Here is an 18,117-nt window from a genome sequence, read left to right as displayed (position 1 = left end):
GTCAGAAAAAGTGGGTATAAAAAAAGGCCACCCGAAGGCAGCCTTTCAAAACTAAAGAAAGAGAGTTGTTACTTACACCGCCGCAACGGGACGCATGTAAGAGATCGGTGCGGTGCTGGCATCTTCGAAGGTCACGACTTCCCAAGCGTCTGTCTGCTCAATCAACTTGCGCAGCAGCTGGTTGTTAAGGGCGTGGCCCGACTTGAAGCCTTTGAACTCGCCTATCAGGCTATTGCCCAGCAGGTAGAGGTCACCGATTGCATCGAGGATCTTGTGCTTCACGAATTCGTCTTCGTAGCGAAGGCCGTCTTCGTTCAGTACACCATCCGCGTCGACCACAATGGCGTTTTCAACGCTGCCGCCGAGTGCGAGGTTGTGCTTGCGCAGGTACTCGATGTCACTCATGAAACCAAAGGTACGGGCGCGGCTGACTTCTTTTACGAACGAAGTGCTGGAAAAATCCACGCTTGCACTTTGGGTGCGGTCACGGAATACCGGGTGATCGAAATCGATCTCAAAGCTCACTTTAAAGCCTTCGAACGGGACGAAGGTGGCGCGCTTGTCGCCGTCTTCTACTGTCACTTCCCGCAGAATGCGAATGAACTTCTTGGCTGCGTCCTGTTCTTCCAGGCCGGCAGATTGAATCAAGAATACGAAGGGTCCAGCGCTGCCATCCATGATCGGGACTTCGGACGCGGAGAGCTCGACGTAGGCGTTATCGATGCCCAAACCGGCCATGGCCGAGAGCAAGTGCTCCACCGTGTCCACCTTGACGTCACCGTTGACCAATGTGGTCGACATCGTGGTTTCGCCAACGTTTTCCGCGCGAGCAGGAATCTGCACCACAGGGTCCAGGTCGGCACGCACAAACACGATGCCGGTGTCGACAGGTGCAGGCTTGAGGGTCAGGTATACCTTCTCCCCGGAGTGCAGACCTACACCTGTGGCACGAATAATATTCTTCAGGGTGCGTTGTTTAATCATGGCTTGGACCGCTTCAGCGCAAATTGCGAACTGGTATCAACAAAGGCTGGCGATAATAGCAGACCAGACCTTTGCTGAACACCAATCACCTTCATAGCCCTGATACATTCCATCAATCGGCCTGACGACGCAGGAATGCCGGGATGTCCAGGTAGTCCAGATCATCTTGCGGATTCGGGCTACGGGACGCCGCAGCACCGGCCTGAGCCTGGTTGCGCATCACGGTCGGACGATCCAGGTCACGGTAGTTCACCGACGGCAGTTCCTGGCGCGAAGGCGCTGGAGCAGCAGCCGCCTGGCTGGCGTGGCTGGCCTGGCTGTTGTGCAGGGTGTTGTCGATGACCTTCACAGGCTTCTCGATTTTCGCGCCCAGGCCGGTCGCAACCACGGTCACGTGCAGCTCGTCGCGCATGTCCGGATCGATAACGGTACCGACCTTGACCATGGCGTGCTCGGAAGCGAAGGCTTCGATGATGCTACCCACGTCGGAGTACTCACCCAGGGACAGGTCAGGACCGGCGGTGATGTTCACCAGGATGCCGCGTGCACCTTGCAGGTTCACGTCTTCCAGCAGCGGGTTGCGGATGGCCGCTTCAGTGGCTTCACGTGCACGGTTCGGACCGCTGGCGCAGCCAGTGCCCATCATCGCCATGCCCATTTCGCTCATCACGGTACGGACGTCGGCAAAGTCGACGTTGATCATGCCTGGGCGCTTGATGATGTCGGAGATACCGCGAACGGCACCGGCCAGTACATCGTCAGCCTTGGCGAATGCGGACAGCAGGCTCGCGTCCTTGCCCAGGATGGTCAGCAGCTTCTCGTTGGGGATGGTGATCAACGAGTCGACGCTTTCAGACAGCAGACGGATGCCTTCGTCGGCGATCTGCATGCGCTTGCGACCTTCGAACGGGAACGGACGGGTCACCACAGCGACCGTCAGAATGCCCATTTCCTTGGCCACTTCGGCAATGATCGGCGCAGCACCGGTACCGGTACCGCCGCCCATGCCGGTGGTGATGAACACCATGTTGGTGCCTTGCAGCACTTCAGCGATACGCTCGCGGTCTTCCAGCGCGGCTTGACGGCCGACTTCCGGGTTGGCGCCAGCGCCGAGGCCCTTGGTCACCGCAGTGCCCAATTGCAGGATGGTCCGCGCGCCGATGCTTTTCAGCGCCTGGGCATCAGTGTTGGCGCAAATGAATTCAACGCCTTCAATGTTGCTCTTGACCATATGGTTGACAGCGTTGCCGCCGCCACCGCCGACACCGATCACTTTGATGACCGGGCTTGCGGGGATGTTGTCTACGAGTTCGAACATGTTCCCTCTCCTTTCATTTCTCTAGTTTTTTCGCCTACTGCTTACAACGGTGTTGCGGTGTCGCGGTAAATCGTTAGAAGTTGCCCTTGACCCATGCCTGCAACCGCTCGAACAACGGCGCCTTGGCCTCGTCGTCGCTGCGGTAACTGTCACGGTTGCTCGGGCCCGACAGGGAAATGCCGTCGGTCTGCTTTTGCAGCCCGTACAACAGCAAGCCCACGCCGGTGGAATAAATCGGGTTGCGTACCACGTCGCCCAGCCCCTTCACGCCATGGGGCACGCCCAGGCGGACCGGCATGTGGAAAATTTCCTCGGCCAGCTCGACCGCGCCTTCCATCTTCGAGGTACCACCGGTCAGCACGATGCCGGCCGGGATCAAATCTTCGTAGCCGCTGCGGCGCAGTTCAGCCTGGATCAGGGTGAACAGCTCGTCGTAGCGTGGCTCGACCACTTCGGCCAGGGCCTGGCGCGACAGTTCGCGCGGTGGACGATCACCCACGCTCGGCACCTTGATGGTCTCGCCGGCACCGGCCAGCTTGGCCAGGGCGCAGGCGTAGCGGATCTTGATTTCTTCGGCGTACTGGGTCGGTGTACGCAGCGCCATGGCGATGTCGTTGGTCACCTGGTCACCGGCAATCGGGATCACGGCGGTGTGACGGATCGCACCCTCGGTGAAGATCGCGATGTCGGTGGTGCCGCCGCCGATGTCGACCAGGCACACACCCAGTTCTTTTTCGTCGTCGGTCAGAACCGAGTAGGCCGAAGCCAACTGCTCGAGAATGATGTCGTCGATTTCCAGGCCGCAGCGACGCACGCATTTTTCAATATTCTGTGCGGCGTTGACGGCACAGGTCACCACGTGGACCTTGGCTTCCAGGCGTACGCCCGACATGCCCAGGGGCTCACGTACGCCTTCCTGGTTGTCGATCACGTAGTCCTGCGGCAGGGTGTGCAACACCCGCTGGTCAGCCGGGATCGCCACGGCCTGGGCAGCGTCGAGCACGCGCTCGAGGTCGGCCGAGCTGACTTCGCGGTCACGGATCGCCACGATGCCGTGGGAGTTCAGGCTGCGGATATGGTTGCCCGCCACGCCGACGAACGCCGAGTGGATCCGGCAACCGGCCATCAGCTGCGCTTCTTCGATGGCGCGCTGGATCGATTGCACGGTGGACTCGATGTTCACCACCACGCCCTTCTTCAGGCCCCGGGACGGATGCGTGCCAATACCGACGATTTCGATGACACCGTCTTCCCCGACCTCGCCCACCAGCGCCACCACCTTGGAGGTGCCGATATCGAGACCGACGATCATTTTGCCGCTTTGCACGTTTGCCATGGGTCCTGCCTCTTCTTAATTCTTCGCGACAGCGGGTTGCGCTGCCGTGGGCGCTGCCGGTTCACGCCAGCCGACGGCAAGGCCGTTGGCGTAACGCAGGTCGACGCTCGCAATGTTCGTAATCTGTTCTTTCAAGGTCTTGTCGTAGATGGCAATGAAGCGGCGCATCTTTTCCACCAAGCGGTCGCGTCCCAGCAACAACTGGATGCCCGGGCCGGAACTGCCTGCCCCGGTCGTCAAAAACCAGCTGCCCCGTTCACGCAGTTCCAGGCGTGCAATGGAGAAGCCCAGTGGCCGCAGCATCTGGCTCAAGGCCTGGTACTGCTGCATCACTTGCTGCTGAGCCCGCTGCGGCCCGAACAGCTGCGGCAGGTGCTCGTAGTTGGCCAGCTCACGCGGGGTGAACGCCTGGCCCTGGTTGTTCAACAGCGCTTCGTCACCCCAACGGGCCACGGGCAGTTGTTCTTCCAGGCGGATCGTCACCTGGTCCGGCCATACGCGGCGGACTTCGGCGTGGGCGATCCACGGCATCTGTTCCAGCTCCGAGCGCATGCCGGCCAGGTCGATGGTAAAGAAGCTCGCCGCCAGGTACGGGCTGATGCGCTGCTGTACTGCTTGCTGGCTGATGTAGCTCAAGTCGCCCTGCACGCTGATCTTGGTGATCGGCCGGTCGGCATACGGCAACAGACGCTGCGCGCCTTCGTAGGTTCCGAAGCCCAGCACCACCAGCAATACCGGCCAGTACAACGCCTTGAGGAAACCAAAGTTGGCTTTCGGCAGGCGCGCCGACATCGGCTCTTTAGCCACCATTCGGCTGGCACCCCGTGGCACCGGCTTGCGGCTCGGTGCTTGAGGGGGCTGATGACGAAGCGATGCGCCTTTCATGTCCTTAGCCTCGTGGCTCAATGCTTGCGGCCAGGATCGCCAGCACCAGTTGCTGGAAATCCAGGCCCGCAGCGCGAGCGGCCATAGGTACCAGGCTGTGGTCGGTCATGCCCGGTGCGGTGTTGACTTCCAGGAACCAGAAATTCCCTTGGTCATCCTGCATCACGTCCGCCCGCGCCCAACCGGCGATACCCAGCGCCTCACAGGCTTTCGCCGTGAGGTCCATCAATTCCTGTTCCTTGGCTGCGTCAAGGCCGCACGGGATCCGGTACTGGGTATCGGAAGCCAGGTACTTGGCGTCGTAGTCGTAAAAGGTGTGGGGCGTGCCCAATGCGATGGGCGGCAATACCTGGCCACGCAGGGTGGCGATGGTGTACTCGGGACCCTGGATCCACTGTTCCACCAACACTTGCGAATCGTAGGTACTTGCCGCTTTCCATGCGTCGATCAATTCGGCGGCCGAGTTCACTTTGGCCATGCCGATACTGGAGCCTTCATGGGCAGGTTTGACGATCAAAGGCAGGCCCAGTTCCTTGGCTGCAGAAATACAATCGTCTTCGCTGCACAGCACACTGTGACGCGGGGTCGGAATGCCCAGGCTGTGCCACACCTGCTTGGTGCGCAACTTGTCCATCGCCAGCGCGGAAGCGAGGATGCCGCTGCCCGTGTAAGGGATGCCGGCACACTCCAGCAGGCCTTGCATGCTGCCGTCTTCACCGCCACGGCCATGCAGGATGATGAAGGCGCGGTCGATCTTCTCGGCCTGCAGGCGGGCGAGGAAGTCATCGCCCACGTCGATACCGAAGGCGTTCACGCCGGCACTTTGCAAGGCTTCGAGCACGGCGTTGCCGGACTTGAGCGACACTTCGCGCTCGGCGCTCTTGCCGCCGAACAATACGGCTACGCGACCGAAGTCGGCAGGCGTGATCGTGGAAAACAGGGAGGCGTAGTCAGTGATCATTTCGCCGCTCCCTTTTTTGCCGCAAACAGCGGGCTCGCCAGCAATTTCGGCGCAAGGCCACCAATGTCACCGGCGCCCTGGCACAGCAGGATGTCGCCGGCACGCAGCAGCGGCTTGACGATTGGCGCCAGGTCTACGCCACGTTCGATGTAGATGGGGTCCAACTGGCCGCGCTGACGGATGCTGTTGCACAGCTTGCGGCTGTCGGCGCCCGGGATCGGCTCTTCGCCGGCCGGGTAGACTTCCATCAACAGCAGCACGTTGGCATCAGCCAGTACATTGACGAAATCGTCGTACAGGTCGCGGGTACGGCTGTAGCGGTGCGGCTGGTACACCATCACCAGGCGACGCTCCGGCCAGCCACCACGCACGGCCTTGATCACTGCGGCGACTTCGGTCGGGTGGTGACCGTAGTCGTCCACCAGCATCACGTCACCGCCCTCTACCGGCAACTGGCCGTAGACCTGGAAGCGACGGCCCACGCCGGCAAAGCGCGACAGGCCTTCGACGATGGCTTCATCGCTGACGCCCTCGTCGGTGGCGATGCAAATGGTCGCCAGGGAATTGAGTACGTTGTGGTTGCCCGGCATGTTCACCGAGACATCCAATGGCTCACGGTCCGGACGCAGCACGGTGAAGAAGGTTTGCATGCCTTCCTGGCGCACATTGATGGCGCGCACGTCGGCGTCTTCGCTGAAGCCGTAGGTCACGGTCGGACGCTTGACCAGCGGCAGGATTTCGCGCACCACCGGATCGTCCAGGCACACCACCGCCAGACCGTAGAACGGCAGGTTGTGCAGGAACTCGACGAAGGTTTTCTTAAGTTTGTTGAAGTCACCGTCGTAGGTCGCCATATGGTCGGCGTCGATGTTGGTGACCACAGCCACCAGCGGTTGCAAATGCAGGAAGCTCGCATCGCTTTCATCGGCTTCGGCGATCAGGTAACGACTGGTGCCGAGCTGGGCATTGGTGCCAGCGGCATTCAGGCGGCCACCAATGACAAACGTCGGGTCCAGGCCTCCGGCGGCGAACACCGAGGCAATCAGGCTGGTAGTAGTGGTTTTGCCATGGGTGCCGGCGACGGCGATGCCGTGGCGATAGCGCATCAGCTCGGCCAGCATCTCGGCGCGAGGCACCACGGGAATGCGGCGCTCAAGGGCGGTGGCCACTTCCGGGTTGGAGGTGTTCACGGCGCTGGACACCACCAGCACATCGGCCTCGGCGGCGTTCTCGGCACGGTGGCCGATAAAGATCTGCGCGCCGAACGACTTCAGGCGGTCGGTGACCGGCGACTCTTTCAAGTCGGAGCCGGACACCTGGTAGCCCAGGTTCAGCAGTACTTCGGCAATGCCGCACATGCCCACGCCGCCGATACCGACGAAGTGGATGCGACGGATGCGGCGCATTTCCGGTTGCGGCATGGCTTTCTGATTCTCAACCATGGGCCACCTCCAGGCAGATATCGACCACGGTGCGGGTTGCGTCAGGTTTGGCCAGGCGGCTTGCGGTGCTCGCCATGCTGTTGAGTCGTTCCGGTTGCATCAATACCTCGGTCAGGCGTGCGGCCAAGTCGGCGGCGCCAGTCGTTCTTTGCGGCAGCAGGAAGGCAGCGCCCTCCCCGGCCAAATATTCAGCGTTGCGGGTCTGGTGATCGTCGATCGCGTGGGGCAAAGGCACCAGCAACGACGGCAGACCGGCGGCGGCCAGTTCACTGACGGTCAGCGCACCGGAGCGGCAGACCACCAGGTCGGCCCAGCCATAGGCATGGGCCATGTCTTTGATGAAGGGCTGTACATTCGCCTCCACACCGGCCTCGCGATAGCGCGTGGCGGTGACTTCACCATGATCTTTGCCCGCCTGGTGGAAAATCTCAGGGCGCAACTCCACAGGAAGTTGCGCCAGGGCTTGCGGCAGCAATTTGTTCAAAGGCTCGGAGCCCAGGCTGCCGCCCATGACCAGCAGGTGCGCCTTGCGCCCGGCCAAGGCTTCACGGGCGATGCCCATGAACAGTTCGGTGCGCACCGGGTTGCCAGTGGTGCGCAGCTTGTCCGATGCACCAAAGGTCTTCGGAAAGGCCTCGCACACCCGCGCCGCCAAGGGCACCAGCAGGCGGTTGGCGGTGCCGGCGACGGCGTTCTGTTCGTGCACAATCACCGGCACACCGGCGAGCCTGGCCGCGACGCCACCAGGGCCGGTCACATAGCCACCAAAACCGAGCACACACACCGGCTTCAGTTCACGAATGATCTTGCGCGCCTGCCACACCGCCTTGAGCAACACGAACGGCGCCTTGAGCAGGGACAACTTGCCCTTGCCGCGCAGGCCGGTGACGTTGATCAGGTGCAGCGGCAAGCCGGCATTCGGCACCAATTCGTTTTCGATACCGCGCGGCGTGCCCAACCAGTGCACGGTGTAGCCACGGTTCTGGAATTCCCGCGCGCAGGCCAGGGCCGGGAACACGTGGCCCCCGGTGCCGCCCGCCATGATCAGCACGTTAGCGCCCATGGGTGGGCTCCTCGGCGAAATCGCTTTCGCTGAATTCCATCTCTTCGCTGCCCAGGTGGGTTCGACTCTCCCACTCGATGCGCAGCAACAAGCCCAGGCACGCGCAGCAGATCACCAACGAACTGCCGCCATAACTGAGGAACGGCAAGGTCAGGCCCTTGGTCGGCAACAGGCCGACGTTCACACCGATATTGATCAGGAACTGGCCGATCCACAGGAACGACAAGCCGTACGCCACATAGGCGGCGAAATACTGTTTGGCCTTCTCGGCCCACAGGCCGATGTACATGCCGCGTACACACACGAACACGAACAGCGCGACGGTGCATAGCGAACCCACCACACCGAGCTCTTCGGCCAGTACCGAGAACACGAAGTCGGTGTGCGCTTCCGGCAGGTAGAATTGCTTCTGCACACTGTTGCCCAGGCCCACGCCCAACCACTCGCCGCGACCGAAGGCGATCAGCGCCTGGGTCAACTGGTAGCCGGAGCCGAACTGGTCGGACCAGGGGTCGGTAAAGGTGATCAGACGCGCCATCCGGTAGGGTTGTGCCTGCACCAGGACCGTCACGGCAGCCACGGCCAGCACCACCATCAGGGTGAAGCGGAACAGCCCCACGCCGCCGAGGAACAGCATCGCCGCAGCAGCGCCCATCATCACGACGGTGGCGCCGAAGTCGGGCTCCATCAGCAGCAGGCCAGCCATGGGCAGCAGCACGATGAACGGCTTGAAGAAACCCATCCAGCTTTCGCGCACTTCTTTCTGGCGACGTACCAGGTAGCCGGCCAGGTAGATCACCACGAACACCTTGGCGATTTCCGACGGCTGCACGTTGAACGCGCCGAAACCGATCCAGCGCATCGAACCATTCACCTCGCGGCCGATGCCGGGCAGGATCACCATGACCAGCAAGCCGAACGCCCCGATCAGCATCAACCAGCCCAGGCGTTGCCAGGTGGCGATGGGGATCATCATGGTGACGATGCAGGCGCCGAGGCCGATCACCAGGTACACCAGGTGACGGATCATCATGTACAGGGTGTTGCCCGACTGCACGGCAGCCACTTCGGACGACGCCGAGGTGATCATCACCAGGCCCAGGCCCAACAAGGCGAGGCAACCGGCGAGCATCGGGAAATCGAGGTCGATACCACGCCCGGTAATGATCGGCGATGGGTACGGCTTGATGATATTCCGGAAATTCATGCCAAGGCCTCCACGGCGCGGGCGAACAGCTGGCCGCGCTCTTCGTAGTTCTTGAACATGTCGAAACTGGCGCAGGCTGGCGACAGCAGCACCGCATCGCCAGACTGGGCCAGGGCCTTGCAACGGGCGATGGCGTCGTCCAGGGACGTGGCGCGCACTTGCGGCACCGCGTCACCGAGGGCGGCGGCGATCAGATCGGAATCGCGGCCCATCAGCACCACGGCGCGGCAATGCTCAGCCACCGGGCCTTTAAGGTCCTTGAAGTCGGCACCCTTGCCGTCGCCACCGGCGATCAACACCAGCTTGCCGTCGATATCGGCGCCAAGGCCTTCGATGGCTGCCAGGGCTGCACCCACGTTGGTGGCCTTGGAATCGTTGTAATAGCTGACGCCATCAAGGTCGCGCACCCACTGGCAGCGATGCTCAAGGCCGCCAAAGCTGCGCAGCGCCGAGAGCATGGCGTCAAACGGCAGGCCGACGGCATGCCCCAGCGCCAACGCCGCCAGGGCATTGGACTGGTTATGGGCGCCACGGATTTTCAGCTCGCGCACCGGCATCAGGTTCTGGAATTCGAAGGCCAGGTATTTCTCGCCGTTCTCTTCGCGGATGCCGAAGGCTTTGAAATCGGGTTTGCCGAGGCCGAAGGTCCAGCAGGGCAGGCCCTCGCCCATCAGCGGACGGCTCAGGGCATCCTGGCGGTTGACCACGACTTGCCGCGCACCCCGGAAGATCCGGTGCTTGGCCAGGTGGTACGCCGGCAGGCCGCTGTAGCGGTCCATGTGGTCCTCGCTCACGTTCAACACGGTCGCCACTTCGGCGCCGAGGTCGTGGGTGGTTTCCAGCTGGAAGCTCGACAGCTCCATCACGTACAACTCGATGTCGTCACTGAGCAGGTCCAGCGCGGGTGTACCGAGGTTGCCGCCCACGGCCACGCGCTTGCCGGCCGCAGCCGCCATCTCGCCGACCAGGGTGGTCACGGTGCTTTTCGCGTTGGAGCCGCTGATGGCCACGATCGGCGCCTTCGCATTACGGGCGAACAGGTCGATATCGCCGGACAGCTTCACGCCACGGGCAGCGGCGGCTTGCAGGGCCGGGGTCGCCAGGGCCAGGCCGGGGCTCACGTAGAGCTCATCGGCACGGCACAGAAACTCGACATCCAGCTCGCCACAACGCACTTCCACGTGCGGGTAGTCACGGCGCAGCGTGACCAGCTCCGGTGGATTTTCCCGCGTATCGGCCACGGCAAACGACGTGCCCCGGTTCGCCAGGAAGCGAACCAGGGACATGCCGCTCTTGCCGAGGCCGACAACGATGCGGAAGTGGTCTGAAGCGATCAGGGACACTCGTTTCTACCTCAGTTTCAGGGTGGCAAGGCCGATCAGCACCAGGATCACCGTGATGATCCAGAAGCGGACGATCACGCGTGGCTCGGGCCAGCCCTTGAGTTCAAAGTGGTGGTGAATCGGCGCCATGCGGAACACACGACGCCCGGTCAATTTGAAGGACGCCACCTGGATGACCACCGACAGGGTTTCCATCACGAACACACCGCCCATGATGAACAGCACGATTTCCTGGCGCACGATCACCGCGATGGTGCCGAGGGCCGCGCCCAGCGCCAGGGCGCCGACGTCGCCCATGAACACTTGCGCCGGGTAGGTGTTGAACCACAGGAAGCCCAGGCCGGCACCGATCAGCGCGCCGCAGAACACAATCAGTTCACCCGCGCCCGGTACATAAGGAATCAGCAGGTATTCAGCGAATTTCACGTTACCCGACAGGTAGCAGAAGATGCCGAGCGCGCCGCCCACCATCACCGTCGGCATGATCGCCAGGCCGTCGAGGCCGTCGGTGAGGTTCACTGCGTTGCTGGAGCCGACAATCACGAAGTAGGTCAGCACCACGAAGCCGATGCCCAACGGAATGCTGGCGTCCTTGAGCATCGGGATGATCAGGGTCGTCTCCACCGCGCTTGGCGCAGTGGTGTAGAGGAAGATCGCCGCAGCGAGGCCAAACACCGACTGCCAGAAATACTTCCAGCGGCTTGGCAGCCCCTTGGAGTTTTTCTCGATCACCTTGCGGTAGTCGTCCACCCAACCGATGGCGCCGAACAACAGGGTCACCAAGAGCACCACCCACACATAGCGGTTGTGCAGGTCAGCCCACAGCAAGGTGCTGATGCCGATGGACGACAGGATCAGCGCACCGCCCATGGTCGGGGTGCCGGACTTGGACAGGTGCGACTGCGGGCCGTCATTACGAACCGATTGACCAATTTGCAGGTTCTGCAGGGTGCGGATCATCCACGGCCCCAGGAACAGCGACAAACACAACGCGGTCAGCACACCCAGGATCCCGCGCAGGGTCAGGTACTGGAAGACCGCGAAGCCTTTGTGGAACTGTTGCAGATACTCAGCCAGCAGCAGCAGCATTAATGTTTCTCCGTACTTGAGCCACACAAGGCCGCGACGACGTTTTCCATCACCGCGCTGCGCGATCCCTTGATCAAAATGGTTGTGTGTTTGTCGTGTTCAGCCGCCGCCAGCGCCTGGATCAGCTCGGCCTGGGTCGCGAAATGCAGCGCGCCGGGGCCGAACGCTTTGACAGCGTGAGCCATGTTCGGGCCGACGGCGTACAGCGCGTCGACTTTGCCGGCCGCGTAGGCACCGACTTCACGGTGGGACTGTTCGGCCCAGTCGCCCAGCTCGGCGATGTCGCCCAGCACCAGTACCTTGCGGCCGTCGAAGCCTTTGAGCAGGTCGATGGCGGCGCAGACCGAGGACTGGTTGGCGTTGTAAGTGTCATCGATCACGCGCATGCCATTGGTTGCCAGCTGCGCCACGGTACGGCCCTTGACCGGCTGCACCGCGCCAAGCCCGGTGGCGATACCGAACAGCGACACCCCCAGGGCGTAGGCGGCAGCGGCCGCGGCCAGGGCATTGGCGACGTTATGATTGCCCAGCAGGTTCAACTGCACGTGCTCATTGCCTTGCGGGGTGTGCAAGGTAAAAGACGGGCAGCCACGGGCATCAACGGTGATGTTGGATGCGTGGAAATCAGCCGCAGCATTGAGCACGGCAAACGTCAGGACCTTGCGACCGGCGGCGCGTACACGCCAGGTCTCGAAGGCCTTGTCATCGAGATTCAAGACAGCGGTGCCGGATGCATCGAGGCCTTCGAGGATTTCACCCTTGGCTTCGACGATCTTTTCCGGGCCGCCGAACTCGCCGACGTGGGCGGTTCCGGCATTGTTGATGATCGCCACGTGGGGCTTGGTCAGCGCCACGGTGTAGGCGATTTCGCCGATGCGCGATGCGCCCAGCTCGATCACCGCCGCCGTATGTTCCGGAGCCAGTTCGAGCAGGGTCAACGGTGCGCCGAAATCATTGTTCAGGTTGCCACGGGTGGCAAGCACCGGGCCGCGCGTGCGCAGTACCCCGGCAAGCAACTCCTTGACCGTGGTCTTGCCGCTGGATCCCGTGATGGCCGCAACGGGGTTGGTGAACCCGGCACGGTTCAACGCACCCAATTGGCCAAGGGCCAGACGGGTGTCGGCGACCAGCAGTTGCGGCAGTGTGGAATCCGCGACTTCGCGCTGCACCAAGGCACCCACGGCGCCTTTGGCGGCAACTTCATTCAGGTAGTCGTGACCATCGAAACGCGGGCCCGCCAGGGCGACAAACAGTTGCCCCGGCTTGATGTTGCGGCTGTCGATACTCACGCCGTCGAAGCGGCAATCGCTCGACAGCATACGGGCCGACAAGGCCTGGACCAGTTCGCTGAATGTCATCGGTTTAAGCATGGGCAACCTCCCAGGCGGTCAAGGCGTGATCGGCCTCGACCAGATCGGAGAAGGCATGGCGCTCGCCGTTGATTTCCTGATAGTCCTCGTGACCTTTACCGGCCAGCACCACCACGTCGTCAGCACTGGCGCCGGCGATCAATTGGGCAATGGCTGCGCCGCGACCGGCGACGAACGTCGCCTTGGACACGTCTTTGAAGCCGACGCGGATGTCGTCGAAAATCTGGCTCGGGTCTTCACTGCGTGGGTTGTCGTCGGTGACGAGCACGCCATCGGCCAAGCGCTCGACAATCTCGGCCATCAACGGGCGCTTGCCGCGATCACGATCACCGCCGCAACCAAACAGGCACAACAACTTGCCCTTGGCGTGGGGACGCAGGGCCACCAGGACTTTTTCCAGGGCATCCGGCGTGTGGGCGTAATCGACCACCACCAACGGCTGTTTGCCGCCACCCAGGCGCTGCATGCGACCGACCGGGCCTTCCAGCTTCGGCAGCACACGCAGGATTTCGTCGAGGGCGTAATCCAGGCCGAGCAATGCGCCGACGGCCGCCAGGGTGTTGCTCAGGTTGAAACGACCGAGCAAGGTGCTGCGCAAATGATGTTCGCCCTGGGGCGTCACCAGCGTCGCGCGCACGCCTTCGTCATTGAATTGCGCGTCGCGGCAGTACAGGTACGCGCTGGAATCTTCCAGGCTGTAGCTGATCAGGCGCGACTCACGCTCTTCGGCGGCCAGTTGGCGACCGAACTCGTCGTCCAGGTTCACCACGCGGCACTTCAAGTCGTTCCAGGCGAACAGCTTGGCCTTCTCGGCCGCGTAGGCTTCCATGGTGCCGTGGTAGTCGAGGTGATCGCGGGACAGGTTGGTCATCACCGCCACATCAAACGCCAGGGCAGCAACCCGGCCCTGGTGCAAACCGTGGGACGACACTTCCATGGCAACCGCCTTGGCGCCGGCCTTTTTCAGGTCGGCCAGGGTCGCTTGCACGGCAATCGGGTTCGGCGTGGTGTGCAGGCCGCTTTGCAGCGCGCCGTAGAAACCAGTGCCCAGGGTGCCGACGATGCCGCAGTGTTGCCCCAGCAGGTCAAGGGCCTGGGCAATCAATTGGGTCACGCTGGTCTTGCCGTTGGTGCCGGTAACGCCAACCAGGTTGAGATGTCGACTTGGCTCGCCATAGAAACGCCCGGCAATGTCCGAGAGCTGTTTGGCCAGCCCCTTGACCGGAATCAGCGGGACATCGGTGATCGGCAACACGGTGGCGCCTTCCACTTCGTAGGCCACGGCAGCCGCGCCACGTTGCAGGGCGTCCGCAATATGTGCACGGCCATCGAACTTGCCCCCCGGCACCGCCAGGAACAGGTCACCGGCGCGCACATTGCGACTGTCCAGGCTCAATTCACGGATCAGCAGATCGCGGCCGGCGTGGGCAAAAATCTTGTTCAGGCTAAGAGACATCAGCCGCGCCCTCCATTGGCTTTTACAGCAGCGGCCGGTGGACCGGCGTTCGCTTGTTGGGTCGGCGGCAGGTTGTCCGGTGTGATGTTCATCAGGCGCAGGGTGCCGGACATCACTTTGCTGAACACCGGCGCCGAGACCAGGCCACCGAAGTAACCGGCTTTGCTCGGCTCATCGATCACCACCACGATGGCGTAGCGTGGATCGCTCATCGGGCCGAAACCGGCGAACAACGAACGGTACGAATTTTCCGCGTAGCCCTTGGTACCCACCGACGTTTTACGCGCAGTACCCGACTTGCCGGCTACGTGATACGCCGGCACCTGGGCACGGAATACGCCGCGTGGCGCTTCGATCACTTGTTGCAGCATGCCTTGCATGGTCTTGGCGACGTTTTCCGGAATCACCTGGGTGGCTTTCGGCGCTTCGTCGACATGGATCAGGCTCAGCGGAACCATGCGCCCATTATTTGCCAATACAGAGAAAGCATGGGCCAGTTGGATCGCCGTCACCGACAAGCCGTAGCCGTAGGAAAGCGTGGCGGTCTCGGCCTTTTTCCAGTCGCGGTAGTTCGGCAGGTTGCCGACGCGCTCACCGGGGAAATCCAGGCCGGTGGGTTGGCCCAGACCGATCTTCTGCGCCAGGTGATAAATGGTCTCGCCGCCGATATCGAAGGCGACCTTGCTCATGCCTACGTTACTGGAGTTGATCAGGATACCTGTCAGGTCCAGCACCGGGCCTTCGGTACGGGATACGTCACGAATGGTGTACTTGCCCAGCTGCAACGTACCCGGATACACCTCGACCTTGTCGCTGGGTTTCCAGCGTCCGGTTTCGAGGGCGGCACTCATGGAGATGGCTTTCATGGTCGAACCCGGCTCGAACACGTCGATCATGGCGCGGTTGCGCATCATCGCCGGTTGCAGGTTGCGACGGTTGTTGGGGTTGTAGGTCGGCTGGTTGACCATGGCGAGGATCTCGCCGGTCTTGACGTCCATGATCACCAGGCTGCCGGCCTTGGCGCCGTTCTCGATGATCGCGTTACGCAACTCGCGGTTGGCCAGGTATTGCAGGCGCAGGTCAATCGACAACGCCAAGGGCTTACCGGCCTTGGCGTTTTTGGTGACTTGGACATCCTTGATCAGTCTGCCGCGCCGATCCTTGATGACTTGTCGTTTGCCGGGAACCCCGGCGAGCCATTCATCGTAGGCGAGTTCCACACCCTCACGGCCGTGGTCGTCGATGTCGGTAAAGCCGACCATATGCGCGGTGGTTTCACCGGCCGGGTAGAAACGACGGAACTCCTCGATGCCGTAGACACCGGGGACTTTAAGGTCGAGCACCTGCTGGCCTTGTTCGGGGGTAAGGCCGCGAACCAGGTAGATGAATTCTTTATTGGCCTGGGCTTCCAGGCGTTCAGCCAAGGCTTTCGGGTCTTGCCCCAGCGCGGCGGCAAGCGCCGGCCAGCGATCCTTGGCGACCTGCAACTCCTTGGCGTTGGCCCACAGGGTGGTGACCGGCGTACTGACGGCCAGCGGTTCGCCGTTACGGTCGGTGATCAGGCCGCGGTGTGCAGGAATCGGGATGTGACGCAGGCTACGGGCATCGCCCTGGCCGATCAGGAAGTCACGGTCGACCACTTGCAGGTCGATGATCCGCCAGGCGATCGCACCCACCATCAATGCCAGCAAGCCGAGCATCAGGCGGAAGCGCCATGGATAGAGTGCGCCTTCGAGTTTCATCATGGCGCCACCATGCGGACTTCGGCCGCGCCCGGGATGTGCATTTTCAGTTGTTCAGTCGCCAGCACTTCAATACGGCTGTGGGCTGTCCAGGTGCTTTGCTCCAGGATCAACCGGCCCCATTCCGCCTGGGCTTTGTCGCGCACACTCAATTCCCCGTACAGGGTATTGAGCAACTGGCGGTTGTAGTGGGCGCTGTAGGACACCGCAATCGCGGAAATCAGCACGCCGACAAACAGCAGCAACATAAAGAAGCTGCCGCCCGGGAGGGGCTTGGCGAAAAGCTTGCTCACCGCAACTTCTCCGCGACACGCATGACAGCGCTACGGGAACGTGGATTAGCCTTGAGCTCGGCTTCGGACGCGAACTGCGCCTTGCCATGGATTTTGATTTTCGGCACAAAGGCTTCGAAACGTACCGGCAGGTTGCGCGGCAGGTTGTCGGACTCACCCTTGACCAGGCGACGCATGAACAACTTGACGATGCGGTCTTCCAGAGAGTGGAAGCTGATCACCACCAGGCGACCGCCCACTTCCAGCGCCTCGAGAGCAGCCTCGAGGCCGGCCTCCAGGTCGCCCAACTCGTTGTTGACGTGAATACGCAGGCCCTGGAACGCACGGGTCGCCGGGTTCTTGCCCTTTTCCCACGCGGGGTTGGCGACTTTCAGTACTTCGGCCAGGTCGGCAGTGCGCTCGAACGGCTGGATTTCACGACGCTCGACCACGGCGCGGGCCATACGACCAGCGAAGCGCTCCTCACCGTATTCCTTGAACACACGGGCGATTTCTTCCACTGGCGCGGTGGCGATGAACTGCGCAGCGCTGACGCCACGGGTCGGGTCCATGCGCATGTCGAGCGGACCGTCGTTCATGAAGCTGAAGCCGCGCTCCGGGTCGTCGAGCTGCGGCGAGGACACGCCCAGGTCGAGCAAAACCCCGGCTACCTTGCCCGCCATGCCGCGCTCGGCCACTTCGGCACCCAGCTCGGCAAAGCTGCGCTGCACAACGACAAAGCGGCCGTCTTCGGCCGCTAGCGCTTGCCCGGTGGCAATCGCTTGGGGGTCCTTGTCGAACCCGAGGAGTTTGCCGTCGGGCCCGAGCTGGCTGAGTATCAACCGGCTATGCCCGCCCCTGCCGAACGTGCCGTCCAGATAGCAGCCATCCGCGCGTACGGCGAGAGCCTCAACGGCTTCGTCAAGCAGTACGGTGATGTGGTTAAAGCCGCTATCAATAGTCACAGGATCAAATCACGCAGTTCATCAGGCATGGCGCCCGGTTGTTGAATAGCAGCCAGGTCAGCTGCAGAAACAGCATCCCAGGCATCTTCGTCCCACAATTGGAACTTGTTCAGTTGGCCGACCAGCATTGCGCGCTTGTCGAGCCTGGCGTACTCACGCAAGCGCGGCGGCACCAGGAAACGACCGCTGCCATCGAGCTCGAGGTCGACGGCGTTACCAATCAGCAAACGCTGCAGGCGACGGTTCTCTTCACGCAATGAAGGCAGGGCGCGCAATTTGGTTTCAATCAACTCCCACTCATCGAGCGGGTAAACACACAAACAAGGGTCAACGGCATCGATAGTGATGATCAACTGCCCGGAACTTCGCGAAATGAGCTCGTCACGATACCGGCTCGGCATGGCGAGACGGCCTTTTGCATCGAGACTGATAGCGTTAGCTCCGCGAAACACAGATGCGTTTCTCCAAATTTTAGCGTTTTACGTTCAAAAAACCCACTTTGTGCCACTTTCCGCCACTTGCGCACACTATAGGAATGCGCCCACCACACCGTCAAGGCGCGGATTCAAGGAAAAGCCTTACAGAACGGAGATTTAGGAGCGTAAAGGGAGGAGAAAACAGAGTTCGGGGATGTTTTTGGCCCAACAAGCGCAAATAGCTCAAAGAGCTATAGGCTAAAGTTAA

The 18,117-nt window shown here is 61.9% G+C and carries 16 protein-coding genes; all 16 read right to left on the bottom strand.

Annotation, left to right across the window (positions count from 1 at the left end):
• Positions 1-72: 72 nt before the first annotated feature.
• Complete coding sequence (gene lpxC, locus K5K89_RS05740) at positions 73-984, bottom strand: UDP-3-O-acyl-N-acetylglucosamine deacetylase (protein ID WP_003171886.1); 912 nt, start codon at positions 982-984, stop codon at positions 73-75.
• Between the two features lie 112 nt (positions 985-1,096).
• Entirely contained in the window at positions 1,097-2,302 is a 1,206-nt protein-coding gene (gene ftsZ, locus K5K89_RS05735; RefSeq protein ID WP_017526184.1) for a cell division protein FtsZ, read from the bottom strand.
• 73 nt (positions 2,303-2,375) lie between these two features.
• The gene (gene ftsA, locus K5K89_RS05730; RefSeq protein WP_010213031.1) at positions 2,376-3,638 is read right to left on the bottom strand and encodes a cell division protein FtsA; all 1,263 of its coding nucleotides are present in this window, start codon (positions 3,636-3,638) and stop codon (positions 2,376-2,378) included.
• Positions 3,639-3,653: 15 nt separating this feature from the next.
• Positions 3,654-4,523 carry a cell division protein FtsQ/DivIB gene (locus K5K89_RS05725; RefSeq protein ID WP_222541001.1) on the bottom strand — a complete coding sequence of 290 codons (870 nt, stop codon included), beginning with the start codon at positions 4,521-4,523 and terminating at the stop codon, positions 3,654-3,656.
• A gap of 4 nt (positions 4,524-4,527) precedes the next feature.
• The gene (locus tag K5K89_RS05720; RefSeq protein ID WP_071491187.1) at positions 4,528-5,484 is read right to left on the bottom strand and encodes a D-alanine--D-alanine ligase; all 957 of its coding nucleotides are present in this window, start codon (positions 5,482-5,484) and stop codon (positions 4,528-4,530) included.
• On the bottom strand, positions 5,481-6,926 hold the full coding sequence (gene murC / locus K5K89_RS05715) for a UDP-N-acetylmuramate--L-alanine ligase (protein ID WP_071491186.1): 1,446 nt from the start codon (positions 6,924-6,926) through the stop codon (positions 5,481-5,483). Before murC ends, K5K89_RS05720 begins: the two co-directional genes overlap by 4 nt.
• The gene (gene murG, locus K5K89_RS05710; protein ID WP_222541000.1) at positions 6,919-7,989 is read right to left on the bottom strand and encodes an undecaprenyldiphospho-muramoylpentapeptide beta-N-acetylglucosaminyltransferase; all 1,071 of its coding nucleotides are present in this window, start codon (positions 7,987-7,989) and stop codon (positions 6,919-6,921) included. The genes murC and murG overlap by 8 nt, the downstream gene beginning before the upstream one ends.
• On the bottom strand, positions 7,979-9,196 hold the full coding sequence (gene ftsW, locus K5K89_RS05705) for a putative lipid II flippase FtsW (protein WP_053254470.1): 1,218 nt from the start codon (positions 9,194-9,196) through the stop codon (positions 7,979-7,981). The genes murG and ftsW overlap by 11 nt, the downstream gene beginning before the upstream one ends.
• A complete protein-coding gene (gene murD / locus K5K89_RS05700) occupies positions 9,193-10,539 on the bottom strand; it encodes a UDP-N-acetylmuramoyl-L-alanine--D-glutamate ligase (protein ID WP_071491184.1) in 1,347 nt (448 codons plus the stop codon). Before murD ends, ftsW begins: the two co-directional genes overlap by 4 nt.
• A 6-nt stretch (positions 10,540-10,545) precedes the next feature.
• On the bottom strand, positions 10,546-11,628 hold the full coding sequence (gene mraY / locus K5K89_RS05695; protein WP_071491183.1) for a phospho-N-acetylmuramoyl-pentapeptide-transferase: 1,083 nt from the start codon (positions 11,626-11,628) through the stop codon (positions 10,546-10,548).
• Entirely contained in the window at positions 11,628-12,998 is a 1,371-nt protein-coding gene (gene murF / locus K5K89_RS05690) for a UDP-N-acetylmuramoyl-tripeptide--D-alanyl-D-alanine ligase (protein WP_222540999.1), read from the bottom strand. The genes mraY and murF overlap by 1 nt, the downstream gene beginning before the upstream one ends.
• The gene (locus tag K5K89_RS05685; RefSeq protein WP_071491181.1) at positions 12,991-14,454 is read right to left on the bottom strand and encodes a UDP-N-acetylmuramoyl-L-alanyl-D-glutamate--2,6-diaminopimelate ligase; all 1,464 of its coding nucleotides are present in this window, start codon (positions 14,452-14,454) and stop codon (positions 12,991-12,993) included. The genes murF and K5K89_RS05685 overlap by 8 nt, the downstream gene beginning before the upstream one ends.
• The gene (locus K5K89_RS05680) at positions 14,454-16,196 is read right to left on the bottom strand and encodes a peptidoglycan D,D-transpeptidase FtsI family protein (protein ID WP_165447909.1); all 1,743 of its coding nucleotides are present in this window, start codon (positions 16,194-16,196) and stop codon (positions 14,454-14,456) included. The genes K5K89_RS05685 and K5K89_RS05680 overlap by 1 nt, the downstream gene beginning before the upstream one ends.
• The gene (ftsL, locus tag K5K89_RS05675; protein WP_010213047.1) at positions 16,196-16,489 is read right to left on the bottom strand and encodes a cell division protein FtsL; all 294 of its coding nucleotides are present in this window, start codon (positions 16,487-16,489) and stop codon (positions 16,196-16,198) included. The genes K5K89_RS05680 and ftsL overlap by 1 nt, the downstream gene beginning before the upstream one ends.
• Positions 16,486-17,433, bottom strand: coding sequence for a 16S rRNA (cytosine(1402)-N(4))-methyltransferase RsmH (rsmH, locus tag K5K89_RS05670; protein WP_010213048.1), 948 nt, complete (start codon positions 17,431-17,433; stop codon positions 16,486-16,488). Before rsmH ends, ftsL begins: the two co-directional genes overlap by 4 nt.
• On the bottom strand, positions 17,430-17,885 hold the full coding sequence (gene mraZ, locus K5K89_RS05665) for a division/cell wall cluster transcriptional repressor MraZ (RefSeq protein ID WP_004371993.1): 456 nt from the start codon (positions 17,883-17,885) through the stop codon (positions 17,430-17,432). The genes rsmH and mraZ overlap by 4 nt, the downstream gene beginning before the upstream one ends.
• Positions 17,886-18,117: the final 232 nt, after the last annotated feature.

The organism is Pseudomonas sp. DR208 (assembly GCF_019823005.1).
In the GTDB taxonomy this organism is placed as follows: Bacteria; Pseudomonadota; Gammaproteobacteria; order Pseudomonadales; family Pseudomonadaceae; genus Aquipseudomonas; species Aquipseudomonas extremorientalis.
Note: the sequence above shows the minus strand (reverse complement) of the source record. Positions and strands in the feature narration are given on the sequence as shown.